This window comes from Nonomuraea sp. CA-141351 (assembly GCF_050944675.1).
GTDB lineage: Bacteria > Actinomycetota > Actinomycetes > Streptosporangiales > Streptosporangiaceae > Nonomuraea.
The window spans coordinates 3701231-3720158 of the sequence record NZ_CP191982.1 but is presented as its reverse complement, the minus strand read 5'-3'; the positions used below and the strand labels follow the sequence as shown (position 1 = coordinate 3720158).

General features: G+C 71.2%; 14 protein-coding genes and 1 pseudogene. 6 read left to right on the top strand and 9 right to left on the bottom strand.

Annotated features, from left to right (window positions below; all coding sequences use genetic code 11):
• Window positions 1-329: 329 nt before the first annotated feature.
• The 3 genes from ACQPWU_RS17595 (at window position 330) to ACQPWU_RS17585 (ending at window position 2149) form a co-directional block, all read left to right on the top strand.
• Entirely contained in the window at window positions 330-1322 is a 993-nt protein-coding gene (locus ACQPWU_RS17595; protein WP_433441282.1) for a LacI family DNA-binding transcriptional regulator, read from the top strand.
• Between the two features lie 109 nt (window positions 1323-1431).
• Entirely contained in the window at window positions 1432-1938 is a 507-nt protein-coding gene (locus tag ACQPWU_RS17590) for an alpha/beta hydrolase (protein ID WP_433441279.1), read from the top strand.
• The gene (locus tag ACQPWU_RS17585) at window positions 1871-2149 is read left to right on the top strand and encodes an alpha/beta hydrolase fold domain-containing protein (RefSeq protein ID WP_433441277.1); all 279 of its coding nucleotides are present in this window, start codon (window positions 1871-1873) and stop codon (window positions 2147-2149) included. Before ACQPWU_RS17590 ends, ACQPWU_RS17585 begins: the two co-directional genes overlap by 68 nt.
• 76 nt (window positions 2150-2225) lie before the next feature.
• Here the strand turns inward: ACQPWU_RS17585 and ACQPWU_RS17580 are convergent, their stop codons facing one another.
• The 3 genes from ACQPWU_RS17580 to ACQPWU_RS17570 are packed head-to-tail and all read right to left on the bottom strand — an operon-like array spanning window position 2226 to window position 8099.
• Window positions 2226-2996 carry an SDR family NAD(P)-dependent oxidoreductase gene (locus ACQPWU_RS17580; RefSeq protein ID WP_433441275.1) on the bottom strand — a complete coding sequence of 257 codons (771 nt, stop codon included), beginning with the start codon at window positions 2994-2996 and terminating at the stop codon, window positions 2226-2228.
• Between the two features lie 35 nt (window positions 2997-3031).
• Entirely contained in the window at window positions 3032-5386 is a 2355-nt protein-coding gene (locus ACQPWU_RS17575; RefSeq protein ID WP_433441273.1) for a glycoside hydrolase family 3 protein, read from the bottom strand.
• A 4-nt stretch (window positions 5387-5390) separates the two neighbouring features.
• Complete coding sequence (locus ACQPWU_RS17570) at window positions 5391-8099, bottom strand: family 78 glycoside hydrolase catalytic domain (RefSeq protein ID WP_433441271.1); 2709 nt, start codon at window positions 8097-8099, stop codon at window positions 5391-5393.
• 411 nt (window positions 8100-8510) lie between these two features.
• Here ACQPWU_RS17570 and ACQPWU_RS17565 point away from each other — a divergent pair, with 411 nt between their 5' ends.
• From ACQPWU_RS17565 to ACQPWU_RS17555, 3 genes are all read left to right on the top strand, one after another.
• On the top strand, window positions 8511-9734 hold the full coding sequence (locus tag ACQPWU_RS17565; protein ID WP_433441269.1) for an MFS transporter: 1224 nt from the start codon (window positions 8511-8513) through the stop codon (window positions 9732-9734).
• Window positions 9735-9832: 98 nt separating this feature from the next.
• Window positions 9833-11977, top strand: a complete 2145-nt coding sequence (locus ACQPWU_RS17560; protein WP_433441267.1) for a glycoside hydrolase family 3 C-terminal domain-containing protein — start codon at window positions 9833-9835, stop codon at window positions 11975-11977.
• Complete coding sequence (locus ACQPWU_RS17555; RefSeq protein ID WP_433441265.1) at window positions 11974-14559, top strand: family 78 glycoside hydrolase catalytic domain; 2586 nt, start codon at window positions 11974-11976, stop codon at window positions 14557-14559. Before ACQPWU_RS17560 ends, ACQPWU_RS17555 begins: the two co-directional genes overlap by 4 nt.
• A gap of 115 nt (window positions 14560-14674) precedes the next feature.
• Here ACQPWU_RS17555 and ACQPWU_RS17550 read toward each other — a convergent pair.
• From ACQPWU_RS17550 to ACQPWU_RS17525, 6 genes and pseudogenes are all read right to left on the bottom strand, one after another.
• Window positions 14675-14845 (bottom strand): annotated as a pseudogene (locus ACQPWU_RS17550) (ISL3 family transposase); the annotation flags it as partial.
• Between the two features lie 250 nt (window positions 14846-15095).
• Window positions 15096-15491, bottom strand: a complete 396-nt coding sequence (locus tag ACQPWU_RS17545) for a DUF2809 domain-containing protein (RefSeq protein ID WP_433441264.1) — start codon at window positions 15489-15491, stop codon at window positions 15096-15098.
• Window positions 15492-15536: 45 nt separating this feature from the next.
• Window positions 15537-15806 (bottom strand): ATP-binding cassette domain-containing protein, encoded by a 270-nt coding sequence (locus ACQPWU_RS17540; RefSeq protein WP_433445228.1) that lies wholly within the window; start codon window positions 15804-15806, stop codon window positions 15537-15539.
• A gap of 123 nt (window positions 15807-15929) precedes the next feature.
• A complete protein-coding gene (locus tag ACQPWU_RS17535; RefSeq protein WP_433441262.1) occupies window positions 15930-17168 on the bottom strand; it encodes an iron-containing alcohol dehydrogenase in 1239 nt (412 codons plus the stop codon).
• A 51-nt stretch (window positions 17169-17219) separates the two neighbouring features.
• The gene (locus tag ACQPWU_RS17530) at window positions 17220-17426 is read right to left on the bottom strand and encodes a hypothetical protein (RefSeq protein ID WP_433441260.1); all 207 of its coding nucleotides are present in this window, start codon (window positions 17424-17426) and stop codon (window positions 17220-17222) included.
• The gene (locus tag ACQPWU_RS17525; protein ID WP_433441258.1) at window positions 17423-18883 is read right to left on the bottom strand and encodes an NAD-dependent succinate-semialdehyde dehydrogenase; all 1461 of its coding nucleotides are present in this window, start codon (window positions 18881-18883) and stop codon (window positions 17423-17425) included. The genes ACQPWU_RS17530 and ACQPWU_RS17525 overlap by 4 nt, the downstream gene beginning before the upstream one ends.
• Window positions 18884-18928 lie beyond the last annotated feature (45 nt).

Genomic DNA, 18928 nt, shown 5'->3' with positions numbered 1-18928 from the left:
ACCGTCGAGGCGCCGTCGAAGCTGCGCTGGGCGGCTAGGCTGCGTGGATCACGAAGACCGGTGAGCCGGCAGTGACGCCACAAGGTGCGTGGCCCGGCTTCGACGGTGGAAGAGAGCCAGCCGACGCCAGACGACGAATGCCCAGCTGCCGCCTGATGAGGTGGCTCAGGCGCCGACGAGACCAGATGCCTGGGCGGCCGCGACAGCCTGGAGAGCGACAAGTCCGGTTGACGAGGTCGTCTAAGGGGCCTGCATTACTGGCACGTGTTACCGACGAGCGTGCGGACGTTAGCATCGTCCCGACGGACGGACGGCGGGACGAGGGCACAGTGGCGGACCAGAAGAAGACCAAGCGCCGCATCACCAGCGTGGACGTGGCGCGGGAGGCGGGGCTGTCGCGCGCCACGGTCAGTTTTGTCCTGAACGACACGCCGGGCCAGTCCATCCCCGAGGCCACCCGGCAGCGAGTGCTGCAGGCGGCGGCCCGCCTGGGTTACACGCCCTACGCGCCTGCCCGTACGCTGCGCAGCGGCCGCAGCGACGTCGTGCTGTTCGTCCTGCCGGATTGGCCGCAGGGGCCCACCATGGCGGAGTTGGTCGACCGGGCCGCCCAGGTGCTGGCCGACGCCGGGCTGACCCTCATCACCCATGTCCACACCGGCCGGGACGACGATCTCGCGCGGCTGTGGACCGCGCTCGCCCCGGCGGCCGTGTTCGGCATGCGGCCGTTCACGGCCGACGAAAGGGCCGGCATGAAGCGCGCGAACATCGCGGCCGTGCTGCCGTCCCCGGAACAGAGCGGCCACGATGTCGGCTCGACACTGTGGCTCAATGGCGTGGGCCGGCTACAAGCGCAGTACCTGATCGGGAAGGGGCATACCCGGCTCGCCTACGTCCTGCCCGACGACCCCCGGCTGAGAGCACTGAGTCAGGGGCGTGCCGAGGGAGCGGCCCAGGTGTGCGCGGAGGCCGGCCTGCCGGTACCGATCGTCTCGACCATCCCCCTGGACACCGCCGCGGCGGCCGAGACGGTGGCGGGCTGGCGACAGCCTCCGACCGCCGTGTGCGCCTACAACGACGAGGTGGCCCTGGCGCTGCTGGCCGGCATGCGGAAGCTGGGCACGAGCCTGCCCGTGATCGGCGCCGACGACATCCCTGCGGCCCGTTTCGCGGTCCCGCCGCTCACCACGGTCGCCCAGGACAGCGGTGAACTCGGCGCGCGCATCGCCGCCGCCCTGCTCAGGGCGCTGAACGGCGAGCCCTCACAGCTTGACGTGCTGCCGGATGCCGGCATCCGGGTGGTCGAGCGCGAGTCCGCCTGAAAGTGCTGGGGGCGGGCGACTCGCGCTCGGCCGTTCATGGCGCCCGGAGATCAACGCTACTATCACGTGTAAGTGCTGTGAACCGATACCGGCCGGAGGCTGAGAACCCATGTCCCCGCAAGACGTGACCGTCACCGGCGATCATCCGCCTGTCCCCGTACGGGTGTATCCGGGGACCGGGGAGCCCGGCAGACCCGGTCTCGTCTGGATGCACGGCGGCGGCTTCATCGGCGGCTCCCTGGACATGCCCGAAAGCGATGCGGTCTGCCGCGCGCTGGCCGCGAACGGGATCACCTGCGTGAGCGTCGGCTATCGCCTGGTTCCCGGCTTCGGCGACCGCCGTGCCCAGCGCGCTGCCGACGCCGTCCGGTTTCCGCTTCCTCTCGACGACTGCGAGCGTGCCTGGGCGTGGGCGCGGCACCATGTCGACGACCTCGGCGTCGACCCGCGCCGCCTGCAGGCGGCCCTCCCTCCGCTGGGTCCGGAGCTGCGCCGCAGCCTGCGCGGCCTGCGGCGGCTGGGGATTCTCCCCCACCTCGGTGTCCTGGATGGCGCGCAACTACGTTGGGCGCGCGAACCTGGATCGGCTGCCGGAGGCCTTCCCCGGCGGCCGTGATCTCACAGGCTGCCCGCCGACGATGATCGTCAACTCCGAGCGGGACAGCCTCCGCGCCTCCGGCGAGGCCTGCGCGGACGAACTGCTCGCCCACGGGCGGCCTGTGGAGGTGAGGACGGAACCGGGCACCTCCCACGGCCTTCTGAACCGTCCGCGGCGAACGGCCTTCCACCAGACCATGGGCACCTTCAGCACGTGGCTGTCCCGATAGGCGCCCGGCGGCGGGCCTGGCGCGTCGGCGAGGGCAGGACCGGTCGCCGTGGCCGATGTCAGGTGAGCGTCGCAGGTCACATGTGAGCGCCGCCGTCGATGCGGATCTCGGTGCCGGTGATGAACGCGCCGTCGTCGGAGACGAGCATGGCGACGACGCCGGCGACGTTCTCGGGGCCGGGCAGGCCGTCGCTGATGGCGGAGGTCAGCTTGAGGAAGAGGTTCCAGTCGGTGTCCTCAGGCACGAGGGAGCCGATGTTGTTGGTGATGCCGCTGCTGATGCCGCCGGGCACGACGTTCACGGCGCGCAGGCCCTGCTTGGAGTACTCCAGGGCGAGGCTGTGGGTGAAGGAGGCGATGCCGCCCTTGCTGGCCGAGTAGGCGGCCATGAACGGGTGGGCGTAGAAGGCGGCGGTGGAGCTGAAGTTCACCACGACGCCCCGGCCGGACTCCAGCAGGGCCGGCAGGGCGGCCCTGGTCATGAGGAAGGTTCCGGTCAGGTTGACGGTGATGATGCGGTTCCACAGCTCCAGGGAGCAGTCGTGGGTGTGCGCGCCGCGCAGGATGGCCGCGGTGTTGACCAGGGCGTCCAGCCCGCCGAGCCCGCTCACCGCCGAGGAGACCACCTCGATGACCGAGCCTTCGTCGGCGATGTCGGCCGGGGTGACGGTGAGCCGGTCGGCGCTGCCTTGCTCGGTCGCCAGGGCGAGCGTCTGCTTCAGGCCGTCCTCGGCGATGTCCGTGGCCACCACGCGGGCGCCTTCCGCCAGCAGCCGCAGTGCGGTGGCCTGGCCGATGCCGGAGGCCGCACCGGTGATGAGGATGCGGCGGTCGGTGAGTCGCTGCATGAGAGGGTTCACTCCGTTTCAGTCGATGGTGCAGGTCAGATGGTGCAGGTCAAAGGGAGGTCGGAGGCGGAGCGGCCGATGCGCAGCCGGTGTGGGCGGCGGGACGGCTCGTGCGGGGCGATGCCGATCCGTACCGTGATCGTCTGGCCCGGTGCGGCCTCGGCGGCGGCGAAGCCGGCCAGGCGCAGAGCGCCGTCCTGCTCCAGATACGCCTGGACGACCTCGCGGCCCGGGCGGTCGCCGGCGTTGCGGAGCGTCACCTCCACGGCGTCGTCCGCGGTCTCGGCGCGCAGGTATTCCCAGGTGGTGTAGGACAGGCCGTGGCCGAACGGGAACAGCACGCCGTCGGGCCGGTAGGCGCGGTAGCCGATGCGGTCGCCCTCGGCATAGTGCAGTACACCGTCGACGGGCTGCGTGGACAGGGTCGGGACGTCGGCCTCGGTGGCGGGGAAGGTGGTGGGCAGCCGGCCGCCGGGTTCGGCGCCGGTCAGGATGTCGGCGATAGCGTCGCCGCCTTCCTGGCCGGGGAACCAGGACCACAGCAGCGCCGCCGGTTCGTGCGCCCAGGGCATCAGCCACGGCGCTCCGGCGTTCACCACGACCACGGTGCGGGGATTGGCCGCGCAGACCTGGCGGACCAGCTCGTCCTGCCGTCCGGGCAGTGCCAGGCCGGCGCGGTCGAGGCTCTCGGTTTCGGTGTCGGCGTCGCTGCCGACCACCACGATCGCCACGTCGGCGGCGCGTGCCGCCGAGAGGGCGGCCCGCAGCTCCTCTTCGTCGGTGCCGCGCGGCGCCTCGTAGCCAAGCCCGGTCAGGGTGACCGGGTAGGGCAGGTTGCGTTGCGGGCTGATCAGCAGTTCGACGTCGATCGGGCCCGCGTCGGCGGTGAAGGTGAAGGTGTGCGAGGGCGGGTTCAGCAGCAGGGCGGCGATGTCGTCGCCGTCCTGGAGCCGTTCGCAGGACTGGTCGGCGTTGCCGGGAACGCGCAGGGTGTGGCGGCCGGTGCCCAGGACCGACAGCCGGTGCACGCCGGCGGCGGGCAAGGTGAGGCGGGTGCGTACGACCAGCTCGGCGACCTCGTCGCCGAGGATGATCGGGAACCACCAGGGAGCGGGGTCGCGGTGCTCGGCCGTCAGCACGGTGCCGTCGGCCGCGCGGTGCTCCAGCCGTACGCCCTGCTCGCCGGTCTCGGGGTCGGTGGCCAGACCGGGCGGCAGAGGCCGCAGCTTGGCGTGCGGGAAGATGCCGGCGTGGACGGTGATCTCGGTGTCCTCGCCGAGCACCCTGCGCAGCCCTTCGAGCGGCGTGACCACGTGCTCGGGGGTGACGTGGGCGCTGCCGCCGCCCTGGGCGGTGAACCGCACCGCGTTCGGCCCGATCAGCGCGACCTTGCGCAGGCCCGGCCGCAGGGGCAGCAGGCCGTCGTTGCGGAGCAGGACCGAGCCGCGGATCGCCAGCTCGCGCAGGCGGTCGCGGACGTCGCCGGGAACGGGCGGGGCCGGGGTGGCGGGGACGCCTTCGAGCGCGCCGGTGCGCGCGGCCAGCCGCAGGATGCGCAGCACCTTGTCGTCCACGACCTCGGCCGGGACGCGCCTGTCCTCGACCGCCGCCACCAGCGCGTCCCCCCATGGCCCGTCCGGGCCCGGCATGACCAGGTCCAGCCCGGCCAGGGCGGTGGCCTCGCAGGACCGGGCGGCGGTCCAGTCGGAGACCACGACGCCGTCGAAGCCCCATTCCTCCTTGAGCACGCCGGTCAGCAGGTCACGGTGCTCGGTCATGCTCTCGCCGTTGACGCGGTTGTAAGCGGCCATCACCGCCCAGACGCCGGCCTCGCGCACCGCCGCCTCGAACGGCGGCAGATACACCTCGCGCAACGTGCGCTCGTCGATGCGGGCGTCGTAGGTCATCCGGCCGGTCTCGGAGTCGTTGCCCACGAAGTGCTTGACGGTCGCCGCGACCCCCGCCGACTGCACGCCCTGGATGAAGCCGACGGCGATGCGGGAGGTGAGCAGCGGGTCCTCGGAGTAGCACTCGAAGTGGCGGCCTCCGAGAGGCGAGCGGTGCAGGTTGACCGTGGGGGCGAGCAGGACGTGGATGCCCATCTTGCGGGCCTGGGCGCCCATCAGCCGCCCGGCTTCGCGCGCCGTCTCCTCGTCCCAGGCCGCCGCCAGGGAGGTCGGGCTGGGGAACAGCAACGAGGGCGGGATGTCACCGCCGAAGGAGGTGCCGCGCGGCCCGACGGGGCCGTCCGACAGGGCCAGCGCGGCCAGCCCGGCCGACGTCACCGGGGTCAGCGTCCAGGCGTCGGCCCCGGTGAGGAGGGCGACCTTCTCCTTCAGAGTCATGGCGGCGAGGCGGCGCAGCAGGTCCGCCTCATCGATCAACGGCACGGTGTCAGTCCTTCTGGAGCCCGGCGAAGCCGGTCTCGATCTCGGTGGGCAGGTGGTCGGCGTTCGGGATCAAGGCGATGGCCTCGCGGACGGTCATGTTCTGGGCGGCGGAGTCCAGACCCGTCTTCACATACTCGGCGATCTCCGGCATGTGCCGGACGATGGCGTCGGTGACGACGCGCATCGCGCCGGGCCGGTCGGCCACCTCGGCCAGGGTGCTGTCAAGGGTGAGCGGCGCGGAGGCGGCATGGATCTCGGCGTAGGGAGAGGTCCAGCGGTGGGTGCCGGAGCCGACCGTGTGCCGGTCGCCGCCGGGCAGCGTGACGTGCGCGGTGGTGTTCGGTGGGACCACGGCCTCGACGGCGAGCGTGCCGTTGCCGATGCGCCAGGAGGCGGCGGCCAGGCCGTAGGGGGTGCGCAGCCGGGCGGCGGCATGGGTGAGCCCGCCGCCGGGCCGGGGACTCACGGAGATCTCCCGGTAGCCCGGCGCGGCCGGGGCCAGCCCCGCGACCGTGCGGTGCAGCCAGTCGGCGACGGCGCCGAAGGCGTAGTGGTTGAAGGAGGTCATGCCGCTGGGGTTGACGGTGCCGTCGGGCAGCAGGCTGTCCCAGCGCTCCCAGATCGTGGTGGCGCCCTGCGTGACCGGATACAGCCAGGACGGGCACTCGCGCTGCAGCAGCAGCCGGTACGCGGCCTCCGTCTCGCCCGCCTCGGCCAGGGCGTCGCAGATGAGCGGGGTGCCGACGAAGCCGGTGGCGACCTTGTAGCCGCTCGCGCGGACCAGCTCCACCAGGCGGGAGGCGGCGCGGGCGCGCCGGCCCGGCTCGGGGAGCAGGGCAAACTCCAGGGCCAGGGCGTAGGCGGTGGGCGAGTCGCTCAGCAGCCGCCCGGAGCCGGTGACGTACTCGGCGGCGAAGGCGCGGCGCACCTGGTCGGCGAGCTCCCGATGGGGAGCGGCGTCCTGCCCGATGACCTCGGCCGCCTGGGCGAGCAGGTCGGCCGAGCGGGCGAAGTACGCGGTGGCCACGATCTCGGGATAGGTGCGGGCCTGCTCGGGCCGGTTGGCGGGCGCGGCAGGGTCGAGCCAGTCCCCGAACTGGAAGCCGCTGTCCCAGAGCCGGTCCGGCCCGGCCAGGCCGGCGACGTGCTCGACCCAGGCGCGCATGCTCGTGAACTGCCGTTCCAGGATGCCGGTGTCGCCGTAGCGGCGGTACAGCACCCACGGGACGATCACGGCGGCGTCGCCCCAGGCCGCGGCGGCGTTGGAGGCGGAGGTGACGTTCGGCACGACGTGCGGCACCAGGCCGTCCTCGCCCTGCTCGGCGGCCAGGTCGGCGAGCCAGGAGGACAGGAGGCCGGCGCTGTCGAACAGGAAGGACGCCGTGGGAGCGAAGACCTGCAAATCGCCCGTCCAGCCCAGGCGCTCGTCACGCTGCGGGCAGTCGGTGGGCACGTCGAGGAAGTTGCCGCGCATGCTCCACACGACGTTCTCGTGCAGCCGGTTGACGAGAGGGTCGGAGCAGTCGAACCAGCCGGTGCGCTCCAGGTCGGAATGGCAGACGACGGCGACCACGTCGTCCACCGGTCCCGACACCTCGGCGTAGCGGAAGCCGTGGAAGGTGAAGCGCGGCTCCCACGTCTCCCCTTGCGCGTCGCCGCGCAGGAGGTAGGTGTCGGTGGCCTTGGCGGTGCGCAGTGGTGTGACGCACAGCTCGCCGTCCTGCAGGATCTCGGCGTGCCGCAGCGTCACCTGGTCGCCGGCGGAACCGGTGGCGGTGATACTGAGGCGGCCGACCAGGTTCTGGCCGAAGTCGTAGACGGTGGCGCCGCTCGGGGTGACGCGCTTCTCGACGGGGGCAAGGGTCTCGGTGCGGCGCACCGGCGGCCCTTCCGGCGCCACCAGTGTGCCCAGGTCGCGGTCCACGATCTCGACCGGCGACCAGCCGGAGTCGTCATGGCCGGGCGACGACCAGCCCCGGCGTTCCAGCCGGGCGTCGTGGGTCTCGCCGTCGTACAGGTCGGAGGAGAGCAAGGGCCCGGACGCGGCCCGCCACGACTCATCGGTCACGTGCCGCTCCACCGTGCCGTCGTCGTAGACGATCTCCAGCTGGGCCAGCCAGGCGAGCCGATCGCCGTACAGGGCCCGCTTGCCCTCGAAGCCCAGCCGTCCCCGGTACCAGCCGTCGCCCAGGGTCGCGCCCAGGCAGTTGGTCCCCTCGCGCAGCAGGTCCGTCACGTCGAAGGTCTGGTAGCGCAGGCGGTGCTGATAGGCGGTCCAGCCGGGTGCCAGCACGTGGTCGCCGACGACCTCGCCGTTCAGCTCCGCCTCGTACACGCCCAGCGCGGTGGTGTAGAGCCGGGCGGCGCGCACGCCCCGCCGGACCTCGAACTCGCCGCGCAGCAGCGAGCCCTCCCCCGGGCTGACGAACGCGGCCGACCAATCCTCCCGCGCCAGCAGCCCCGCCTCCACGAGCGCGGGCTCGCTCCACGCCGACCACCCGTCGGGGCCTTCGACGCGCACCCGCACCGCCGCTCGCTCGCGCGCTGCCAGCGGCGCGAACGGCCAAGGCACCAGGACGGATTCGGCCGACTCGGCCCGGACTCGCTCGCCCCGGGCCTCGACCTCGTAGGCGCTCTGCCGCCAGTCCGGCGTGCCGGTCTCGACGGACCATGACAGGCGGGGTGTGGGGGGTGCCGATGCCCAGCGGTTCACGCAGGTGCTCGAAGCGGATGGTGATCACTCGGACGAACTCCTTGCTTACACGTGTTAGTGCGGTCACCGTACACCCTTGGCGAGCCGGCCCGTCAACCCGGCGACATACTGTGGCAGGGTGCCGACCGGCCCGCGTCACCCCACACCGGCGGCGCCGACCTGCTGTCTCAGGTGCTGACCGGCAGATCGCCGGACAGGGTGGCGCCATCGACCACCCGGCCTTCGGCGACCCACAGAACCGGCTCACCAGACCGAACGCGGCGTCTTCCCAGAATGAAGTTCCGGATCGTACTTGCACGTGTTAGTAGCGGTGGTTAACATCCGGGACACATCTCCGCCTTCTCCCTCTGTGGGGTCCACATGAGCCTGCACCCCGGTGGCAGCGCGTCGCCAGCACCCACCCTCCCGAGAGTGGGCCCTCGATACATCTGGTTGATGGTCCTGGGCCAGTTCGGGGTCTTCTTGGCCTTCATCACGCCGTTGGCCATCTCCCTGTCCGTCAAGGTCAGCCAGCTCGCACCCGGACGCGAGGAGTATCTCGGCTACATCACCGGCATCGGCGCTCTCGTGCCGCTCCTGATCGGACCCCTGTCCGGCACGTGGAGCGACCGCACCCGCACCCGGCTGGGCCGCCGCCGTCCCTTCATCATCGGCGGCATGCTGCTGGGCGTCATCTCCCTCGTCGTCATGGCGACGGCGCCCAGCGTCCTCGTCCTCGGCGCCGGCTGGGTACTGGCCCAGCTCGGCTGGGGCACCACCTTCGGCGGATTGAACAGTTCCCAGGCCGACCGGCTACCCGAGGAACAGCGCGGCAAGGTGGCCGGGCTGTGCGGCTTCGCCACGCTGGTCGCACCGGTTGCGGGAGTCGCCCTGGCCGGAGTCCTGGGCGGGGATCCCCTGCTGCTGTTCCTCGTCCCCGGCGGGGTCGGCGTACTGTCCGTGCTGTTGTTCGTCTGGCTGGTCGGCGAGGCCGACAGCCGCGGCCTGCCCGCCGCCGAGCCGCTGACCGCCCGGTCGCTGCTGCTGAAGTACACCTGGAGCGTCCGGCGCTTTCCCGACTTCTCCCTCAACTGGCTGGGCCGCTTCGCCTTCTACTTCGGGCTCACGCTCAACACCACCTTCACCGCCTTCTTCTTCGCCTCCCGGCTGGGCGTCACCGTCGAACAGGTCGCGGGCACCATCGCGGCGATCTCCGGCATCGGCGTGCTGGCCACCGCCGGAGGCGCGCTGGGCGGCGGCTTCCTGTCGGACAAGCTGCGCCGCCGCCGCGTGTTCGTCCTGGGCGCCGGCGTGATCTATGCCCTGGGCACGGTCACCATAGCGCTGTCGTCCGACGTCCCGCTGCTCTTCACCGGATCGATCATCAGCTCGCTGGGCCTGGGCGTGTTCTCCGCCGTGGACCAGGCCCTCGCCCTCGACGTGCTGCCCGAGCGGGAGACCCACGCGGGCCGCTACCTGGGCGTCTTCGGCTTCGCCACCTCCATACCGCAATCCGCCGCGCCGTTCCTCGCGCCCCTGCTCCTGGCCGTCGGAGCGGGCGGCGCGGAGAAGAACTACACGTTGCTCTACCTCGTGGCCGCCGCCTGCACGCTGGCCGGCGGCCTGATCGTCCTTCGCATCAAATCCGTCCGCTGAGGAGCGGCCGGCCGTGACCTGAGGCCGCCGCGTACTCCCCTCGCGTTCATCCCCGGCGTCTCCGGCGAACTGCGCAACGACCTGAAGGAAGCCCTCTCATGAACCTGCAAGACAAGGTATCCCTGCTGTCCGGCCGGGATTTCTGGAGCACCAAGCCGGTCGGCGACGTGCCCTCCGCCGTGCTGAGCGACGGCCCGCACGGCGTGCGCCGGCAGACTCGGGAAGCCGACCACGTCGGCATCCACGAGAGTCTGCCCGCCACCTGCTTTCCTCCCGCGGTGGCGGTCGGCTCCAGCTGGGATCCGGCCGTCGCCGGCCGCCTGGCCGCCGCCGTGGCCATCGAGGCTCGCGCGCTGGACGTCCAAGTCAGCTTGGGGCCGGGTGTGAACATCAAGCGCTCGCCGCTGTGCGGGCGCAACTTCGAGTACTACTCCGAGGACCCGCTGCTCACCGGCGTGCTGGCCACCGCCCATGTCAAGGCGCTGCAGGCGGGCGGCGTCGGCGCGTCGGTCAAGCACTTCGCGGCCAACAACCAGGAGACCGGCCGCATGCGGGTCAGCGCCGAGATCGACGAGCGCACCCTGCGCGAGACCTACCTGCCGTCCTTCGAACGCGTCGTCAAGCAAGCCAGACCCGCGACGGTCATGGCCGCTTACAACAAGGTCAACGGCCTCTACGCCAGCCAGCATCCCTGGCTGCTCACCCGGGTACTGCGCGAGGAATGGGGGTTCGACGGCGTCGTGGTCTCCGACTGGGGCGCCGTCAACGACCGGGTCGCGGCGCTGAAGGCGGGGCTGGACCTGGAGATGCCCGGCAACCCCGCGAACGACGCCACGATCGTCCAAGCCGTCCGGGACGGCGAGCTCGACGAGGCGGTCGTCGACCGCTCCGTCGCGCGGGTGCGTGCCATGGCGCGCTCCTGGCGGCCGGAGCCTGCCGCGTTCGACGTCGATGCCCATCACGCGCTGGCCCGCGAGCTGGCCGCCGAATGCGCCGTGCTGCTGAAGAACGACGGTGACACCCTGCCTATCAGGCCGGAAGTACAGACGATCGCGGTCCTCGGGCCCTTCGCCGCCGAGCCGCGGTTCCAGGGCGGTGGCAGCTCCCACGTCACCCCCACCCGCGTCGACAGCCCGCTGGAGGAGATCAGGAGGCTCGCCGGCGACCGGGTCATCACCTCCGACCCCGACAACGCCGACCTGGCGATCGTCTTCGCCGGGCTGGCCGACCTCGACGAATCGGAGGGGTACGACCGGGCGGGCATCGATCTGCCCGCGGAACAGGTCGAGCTGATCCGCGCCACCGCCGCCGCGGCCCGCCGTACCGTCGTGGTCCTGTCCAACGGCGGGGTGGTGTCGTTGGAGGGCTGGCACGACGAGGTGGACGCCATTCTGGAGGGGTGGCTGCTCGGCCAGGCGGGCGGGGGCGCGATCGCCGATCTGCTGTTCGGCGTCGCCGCGCCCTCCGGGCGGCTGGCGGAGACCATCCCGACGCGTCTGCAGGACACCGCCAGTTACCTGAACTTTCCCGGTGAGCAGGACGTGGTCCGCTACGGCGAGGGCGTCATGGTGGGTTACCGCAACCACGAGACGGCCGGGCGGCCGGTCCGCTATCCCTTCGGCCACGGGCTCACGTACACGACTTTCGCTGTCAGCGACCTCACGGTGCGGGCCACCGGCGACGACAGCGCGCGCGTTTCCGTCACCGTCGCCAACACCGGCAGGCGGTACGGCAAGCACGTCGTCCAGCTCTATGTCGCCACGCAGGCCGGACCGGTCCGTCGCCCGGCTCGCGAGCTGCGCGCCTTCACCAAGATCGGCCTCGAACCCGGCCGGTCCACGACCGTGACCTTCGACCTGGACGCCCGTGCCTTCGCCTACTGGGACATCAAGGAGGGCCGCTGGCTGGTCGCGCCGGGCGACTACACCGTTCAGATCGGTGAGAACGCCTCGGCGATCGTCGTCGAGGAGACGATCAAGCTCGCCGGTGAAGTGATCGCCAAGGAGCTCACCATGGACTCCAGCGTCGGAGAATGGTTCGCCCACCCGCAGGTGGGCCCGGTGCTCATGCGACACATCGCCGCCACCATGACCGAGGAGCAGCAGGCCGTGGCCGCCGAGCACCAGGACCTGCTCAAGATGATCGAGTCGCTGCCCATGCACCAGTTCCTCAGCCCCATGGGGGTGCAGCTCCCGGATGAGGCCGTGCAGGAGATGATCGAGCTGAGCCGGAGGCCCCAGTGAACACGCCGAGCCGGCTGAGGGTGGACCACCTCGGCGAAACGCTGGGCACAGACGTCGCCCGGCCGTGCCTGTCCTGGTGGCTGCCCGCAGGATCGACCCATCAGCTCGCTTACCGGATCCGCACCCAGGACTGGGACTCCGGCCGGATCGAGAGTGACCGGAGCCTATTGGTTCCCTACGTCGGGCCGGAACCGGCCGCCGGTCAGCGGGTGACCTGGCAGGTCAAGGTCTGGACCGATCTCGGCGAGAGCGGCTGGTCCGCGACCTCGTTCTGGGAGCGGACGATCGGCGCCTGGACGGCCCGCTGGATCGAACCGGCCGAGGACAGCACACCCGAGCCCGGCAGACGCCCCGCCTACCTGCTGCGGCACGAGTTCACCCTCGACGCCGTGCCTGCCCGGGCACGCCTGTACGCCACGGCCCACGGCGTCTACGAGGTGTTCGTCAACGGCGTGCGCGTCGGCGACCAGGAAGTCACGCCGGGCTTCACCGCCTACCACTCCCGCCTGCACGTGCAGACCTATGACGTCGGCGCGCAGCTGCGCGCGGGATCCAACGTCATCGGCGCGGTGCTGTCGGACGGCTGGTACCGGGGACGGACCGGCTACGAGCGGATCCCCGACGGGTACGGCACGCGCACTGCCTTCCTCGCCGAACTCCACGCCGGTGACACGGTGATCGGTACCGGCCCGGACTGGCGCTCGACCACCGGGGAGATCGTCGCCGCCGACCTCATGGACGGCCAGGAGAGCGATTTCTCCCGTGCGATCCCGGGCTGGTCGCGCCCCGGGCTGGACGTCAGTGCCTGGCAGAAGGTGAGGCTGCCGGACCTGACGGCCGAGGGCAGGCTGACCACCAGCCCCGCCCCGCCCGTCCGCCGGATCGAAACCCTCACGCCAGTGGCGATCACCAGCCCGCGTCCCCGCGTGCAGGTGGTGGATTTCGGGCAGACCATCAGCGGCTGGGTACGGCTGAGCGCACCGCCCGGGCAGGTCACCCTGACCCACGGGGAGGCACTCGGCCCCGACGGCGACCTCACCATGGACCACCTGGCGGCCGTGGACCACGCCACCGGGACGAAGCTCGACACCGGGCAGCAGGACCGGGTCACCGCCGCGGGCGGCGAGGTGTTCGAGCCGCGCCACACCACGCACGGCTTCCGCTACGTGCGCGTCGAGGGCCACGACGGGCCACCGGACGTCGAAGCCGTGGTCGTCCACACCGACCTGCGCCGCACCGGCTGGTTCACGTGCAGCGACGAACGGATCAACCGGCTGCACGAGGCGGCGGTGTGGAGCTTTCGCGGCAACGCCTGCGACATCCCCACCGACTGCCCCACCCGCGAACGCGCCGGCTTCACCGGCGACTGGCAGATCTTCCTGCCCACCGCCGCGTTCCTGTACGACGTCGCCGGGTTCTCGATCAAGTGGCTGCGTGACCTCGCGGCCGACCAGTGGCCGGACGGACGCGTCCCCAACTGGGCCCCGGAACCGGGCCGCGACCGGCGCGCGGACGAGACCTACACCTACATGAACGGGTCCGCCGGATGGGGTGACGCCGCCGCCATCGTGCCCTGGCAGACCTACCTCGCCTACGCCGACGAGCGCATTCTGGCCGAGCAGTACGCGTCCATGACCCGATGGGTCGATTTCGCCGCCACCCGCGCCCGCGAGGGCCGCCATCCCGAGCGTGCCGCCGCCCGCCCGCAACCGGCTCCGCACGAGGAGTACCTGTGGGACACGGGCTTCCACTGGGGGGAATGGACCGAGCCGCAGCAGGATCAGCCGTTCTGGGCCATCGACCAGGGGATCGTGGCCACCGCGTACCTCCACCTGTCCGCGAAGCTGCTAGCCCGCACTGCCGCGGTGCTGGGCAAGGACACCGACGAGGCCCGCTACGCGGCCTACGCGGACAACGTCCTGGCCGCGTGGCGGGCGGAGTTCATCCGTGCCGACGACACGCTGACCGTCGACACCCAGGCCACCCACGTGCGCGCGCTCGCCTTCGGTCTCGTGCCGCCGCGACTGCGCAAGCAGACCGCGCTGCGCCTGGTCGAGCTGATCCGCGCGGCCGGCACGCACCTGGGCACCGGGTTCCTCGCCACGCCGTTCCTCCTGCCGGTGCTCGCCGACACCGGCCACCTCGACGTCGCCTACGAACTGCTGTTCCAGGACAGCGTCCCGTCCTGGCTCGCGATGATCGACCGCGGCGCCACCACGATCTGGGAGGACTGGGACGCCATCGCCGACGACGGCACCCCGAAATCGTCCCAGAATCACTACAGCAAGGGTGCGGTCATTTCCTTCCTGCACCGCTACACCGCCGGCATCCGGCCGCGCGACGACGCGCCGGGTTACCGGCACTTCGACATCCATCCCCAACCCGGCGGCGGCCTCACCTCCGCCGAAGCCCAGCTCGACTGCCCCTACGGGGGTATCACCAGCCGCTGGAGGATCGACGACGGCACGTTCCACCTCACCGCCACCGTCCCGCCCGGCACCCGCGCCACCCTCACCCTCCCGGACGGAACCACCGTCGACGTCGGCCCGGGCCTGCACCAGCACACCTGCCCGGCCACATGAGCACTGGGCCACCCAGCCGGCCGGGCCGGGTTCGTGCGGGCCTGTCATGGGCGTCGCGGCTCCTTCTTCCGTGGACAGGAGCGATGTCCTTTTCGACATGACGGAGTGGCACACCGTGTGGTCGCAGGCCATCGACGAGCGTGGGCCGGTAGCGCGGTGCGCGGCGTAAAGCCTCGAGCTTGTGGGTGCGGGCGTAGCGCTTGACGGTGCCCCGCGACAGGTTCAGGCGGCGTGCGCATTCCAGCAGGCCGACACCCTTGCCCAGCAGCTGGTGGATCTGCTCCCAGCACTACCGTGGCCCATGCCGGAGGACGTCCTCGACTAGGGTTCTGACCTGCGAACTTATTGCTTCTGGGCCGCAGGAGGGTGATTTCCACTCTCTCGCTACCCATGCGTTTGACCTGCGCCTATTCACCGGGGCCAAAGTCACGGGAAAGGTGGGAGACCGAAAGGAGACCGCGAGTTCCGGGCTGGCACCGCGAGCCCTGTGCCGAGCACCGCACGGGCTGCCAGCTTGTCCTGATGTATCCGTACCGTCAGTGTGCCGGTGGGGTGGTGTCCGAAAGTCGGCCGACCTGATCGCCGGATCGGCCCATTCGGCATTCCCAGGCCAGGGCCGTGACCACACCGATGGCATAGGCGACCAGGTCCCATGGGTCGGGGAACGCGCCGACCAGGACACCGCCGATGCCCGGCGGCGTCATACCGACCGTCTGATAGATCTCGACGGCGGCGGCGATCGCGGCTGTGGCCAGGGCGCGGCGTGCGGCGGTGGTGCGCCACAACAGGCCCAAGAGCGCGTAGACCAGCATGGTGGCGCTGACGTCGCTCACGTAACCGCGAATGAACGGTTGTCCCGGACCCCGGTAGAAGAGGACGAACGCGCCGATGACCAGGGCGAAACCACCCAGAAGGAGCATGGCGCGGCGCATGAGGCTGACGTCTTCTCCGTATTTCGGCCATCAGGACGAACCTGATCATAGAACTCGTCGCTCATGACCGCACGCTGATCGCGTTCGGCCTGAAAGACGACACCTTCCCGGGCTGGGCGGAGCAATTGCCAGGCCCCACCCGCGCGCCTCATGCACCTGGTCGGAGGTGACGCCGTCGAGCGCGCTCGTGACTTCGTGGGCAACGAGCACCTGCCAGTCGGCGAGCAGCGCCCTCGCCACCCCCAGGCGCTGCCGCTCGCCGCCGGACAGTTGGTGCCCTTCCTGGCCGATCGTGGTGTCCAGGCCGTCCGGCAGCGACGACCTGCTCGGCCACGCTCACCCGGTCGAGGGAGGATGTGATCGACTGCGGTGGATCAGTAGCCGACGATTCCGATGCCCGGGGAGGGCAAGCGGACTCGTCGTCATGTGAAAGGCCCGTCACTGTCTCTGCTTCGGAGTCAGGGAAAGTCGGGTCCGGTCCCCTAGCCAGGCCGCTTCGAGGATCGCGGTCAGGCTGGCGGTGTCGGTCGGGCCTGGATGGTTCTGGATCAAGCGGGTGACGCCACCGGCCATCTCCGCGAAGCGCGGGAGGTCGGCGCGTGCCACGCCGATGTCCGCCAAGGTAGCAGGAATGCCGATGTCGGCAAGGAGCCCGTCGAGCCAGGTGAGGAACGTATCCGCGGCCTCGGCATCCGAGGCGTCGGTCACGTCGAGCCCGCACACCCCGGCGAGGATGGCCAACCGGTCGCCGATGGCATCCCTGGCCGCGTCCAGCGCGTAGGGCAGCAGCAGCCCGACGCCCAGGCCGTGCGGTGTGTGGGTGGCTGCGCCGATGGGGTACTGGAGCGCGTGCGGAGCCGCGTTGCCCGCGTGGGAGAACGCGAGCCCGGCCAGCATGGACCCATAGGACATGTCCGCGCGCGCGTCCTTGTCGCCTCCGTCCCTGACGACATGGGGCAAGCTGCGGGCGATCCGCTCCGCGGCCAGGAGCGCGTAGTGATCGGTGATCGGGTTGCGGCCGAGGAAGACCTGTTCCACCGGGTCGCGCGGTCCGTGGGCCCGGGGTCGCGCGGTGTAGCTCTCCACCGCGTGGCAGAACGCGTCGATGCCGGAGTGGGCAGTGACGGTCGCCGGGCAGGTGTAGGTGAGCTCGGGGTCTACGATGGCGAAGTCGGGCACGATGTGGACGCTGGAGACCCCCACCTTCAGCTCGCGGTCCGGGTCGGTCAGCACCGAGACGGGCGTGAGCTCGGAGCCGGTGCCTGATGTCGTCGGGACCGCGACGAGAGGCGTCGTCGGCCCCGGCACCTTCGACTCCCCGTAGAAGTCGCGCGGCGTCCCGCCGTGGCACCGGATGACGCCGACGATTTTGGCGAGGTCGATCACCGTGCCGCCCCCGATGGCGAGGATGACGTCGGCGTCCACCTCCGCGGCGGCCGAGACGGCCAGGGCGACATCGGTGAGTGGCACGTCCGGGGTCGCGTCGGCGAACACCCCGACGACTTCGACCTTCTCCCGTACGGCGGCCACGATCTCGGCCACGCCCGGCTGCCCCAGAAGAACCCGGTCGGTCACGATGAGGACTCGCGAGCCACACTCGGCCACCACTCGTGGGATGTTCTGCGCGACCCCTTCGCCCACTATCAGCTGGCGTGGTCCGCGGACGGTCTCAAGCATGTCAGTGCCTCTCTGGAACGTCGGCGGTGATGTGCCGGGCGGACGTCCGGGTCACCTGCGAGACCGGGACGGCGTCGGCAAGGTGGGCTGCCGGGTGGCGCGGGCGCGCACGCCGGCGGAGTCGGCGGCGTCCCGGGGTGCCGGCGGGTCCGTGCCGGCCATGGTCAGGGTCCCGCCCCACGGGTGGAGGCCGGTCAGGTCATGTGCGGGCAGGGCGCGGTGATCCCCGGCGGGCGCCCGGAGCAGAAGGCCGGTCACGGTAGGTCGATCGCCGCGTAGGTGACGTCGAGATACTCGAGGATGCCCTCGTGCGACCCCTCCTTGCCGATCCCGGACTGCTTCACCCCTCCGAACGGAGCTGACGGGTCCGAGATCAGACCGCGGTTGATGCCGAGCATGCCCGTCTCCAGCCGCTCGGCGAACCGGAGCGCCCGCTGGAGGTCACGGGTGAAGACGTATCCGGCCAGGCCGTGCTCGGTGTCGTTGGCCTTCGCGATCACCTCGTCGTCGGACGTGAACGAGATGATCGGGGCCACCGGGCCGAAGATTTCCGTCTCCAGCATCCGCGCGTCGTCGGGCACGTCGACGAGGACCGTGGGCGGGTAGAAGTGGCCCGGCCCATCCGGGCGCTCGCCGCCCACCAGGACACGGGCTCCGCGATCGACGGCGTCGGCGACGAGCTCGTCGATCTTGGTGACCGAGGCCTCGTCGATCAGCGCTCCGACGTCCACGCCGTCGTCCAGACCATGGCCCACCGAGAGCGCGCCCATCCTCTTGGCGAAGCGTGCCGTGAACTCCTCGTGCACCGGCTCCTCGACGTAGATGCGGTTGGCCGCGATGCAGGACTCCCCGAGGTTGCGCATCTTGGCCACCATGGCACCGTCGAGCGCGACGTCCAGGTCCGCGTCGGCACACACGATCAGGGCCGCGTTGCCGCCCAGTTCCATGGAGGTGCGCAGCACCTTGTCCGCCGCCTGCCGGAGCAGAACGCGCCCGACCTCGGTCGACCCGGTGAACGAAAGCTTGCGGGTCCGACGGTCGGCCAGCAGCGCCGAGACCACCTCGCCGGCACGCTTGGTCGTCACGACGTTGACGACGCCCGGAGGAACACCGGCCTCCTCCATGATGCGGGCCAGGAACAGCATGGTGAGGGGCGTCTGGGCCGCCGGCTTGGTGATCGTCGTGCAGCCCGCCGCCAGCGCAGGAGCGATCTTGCGGGCGCCCATGGCCAGCGGAAAGTTCCATGGCGTCACGAAGACGCACGGTCCGACCGGCCTCGGCACGGTGAGGATGCGATATCCACCGGCGGGAGCGGTGTTGTAGCGCCCCTCCACGCGCACCGCCTCCTCGGCGAACCAGCGGAAGAACTCGGCGCCGTAGGCCACCTCTCCGCGAGCCTCCGCGAGCGGCTTGCCCATCTCGAGCGTTATCAGCCGGGCGACCTCTTCGGATCGCTCGGTCAGTGCCCGGTACGTCGCGGTCAGCAACTCCGACCGTTTTCGCGGTGGGGTCGCCGCCCACTCCGCCATTGCCTTGCTCGCCGCGTCCAGAGCGGCGAGCCCGTCAACGACGTCGGCGTCCGCCACCTCGGCGATGGTCTTGCCGGTGGCCGGGTCCTCGACGGTAAAGGTGGCTCCGCCGGCAGCGTCGCGCCAGGCGTCGCCGATCCGGAGCCGCCGGTGCTCGGGGGCCAGGACGTTCATCGGGTCACTCATTGCGTCGTCTCCTGTGATGTTCTCGGTGATGTCCGGCGTGACCTC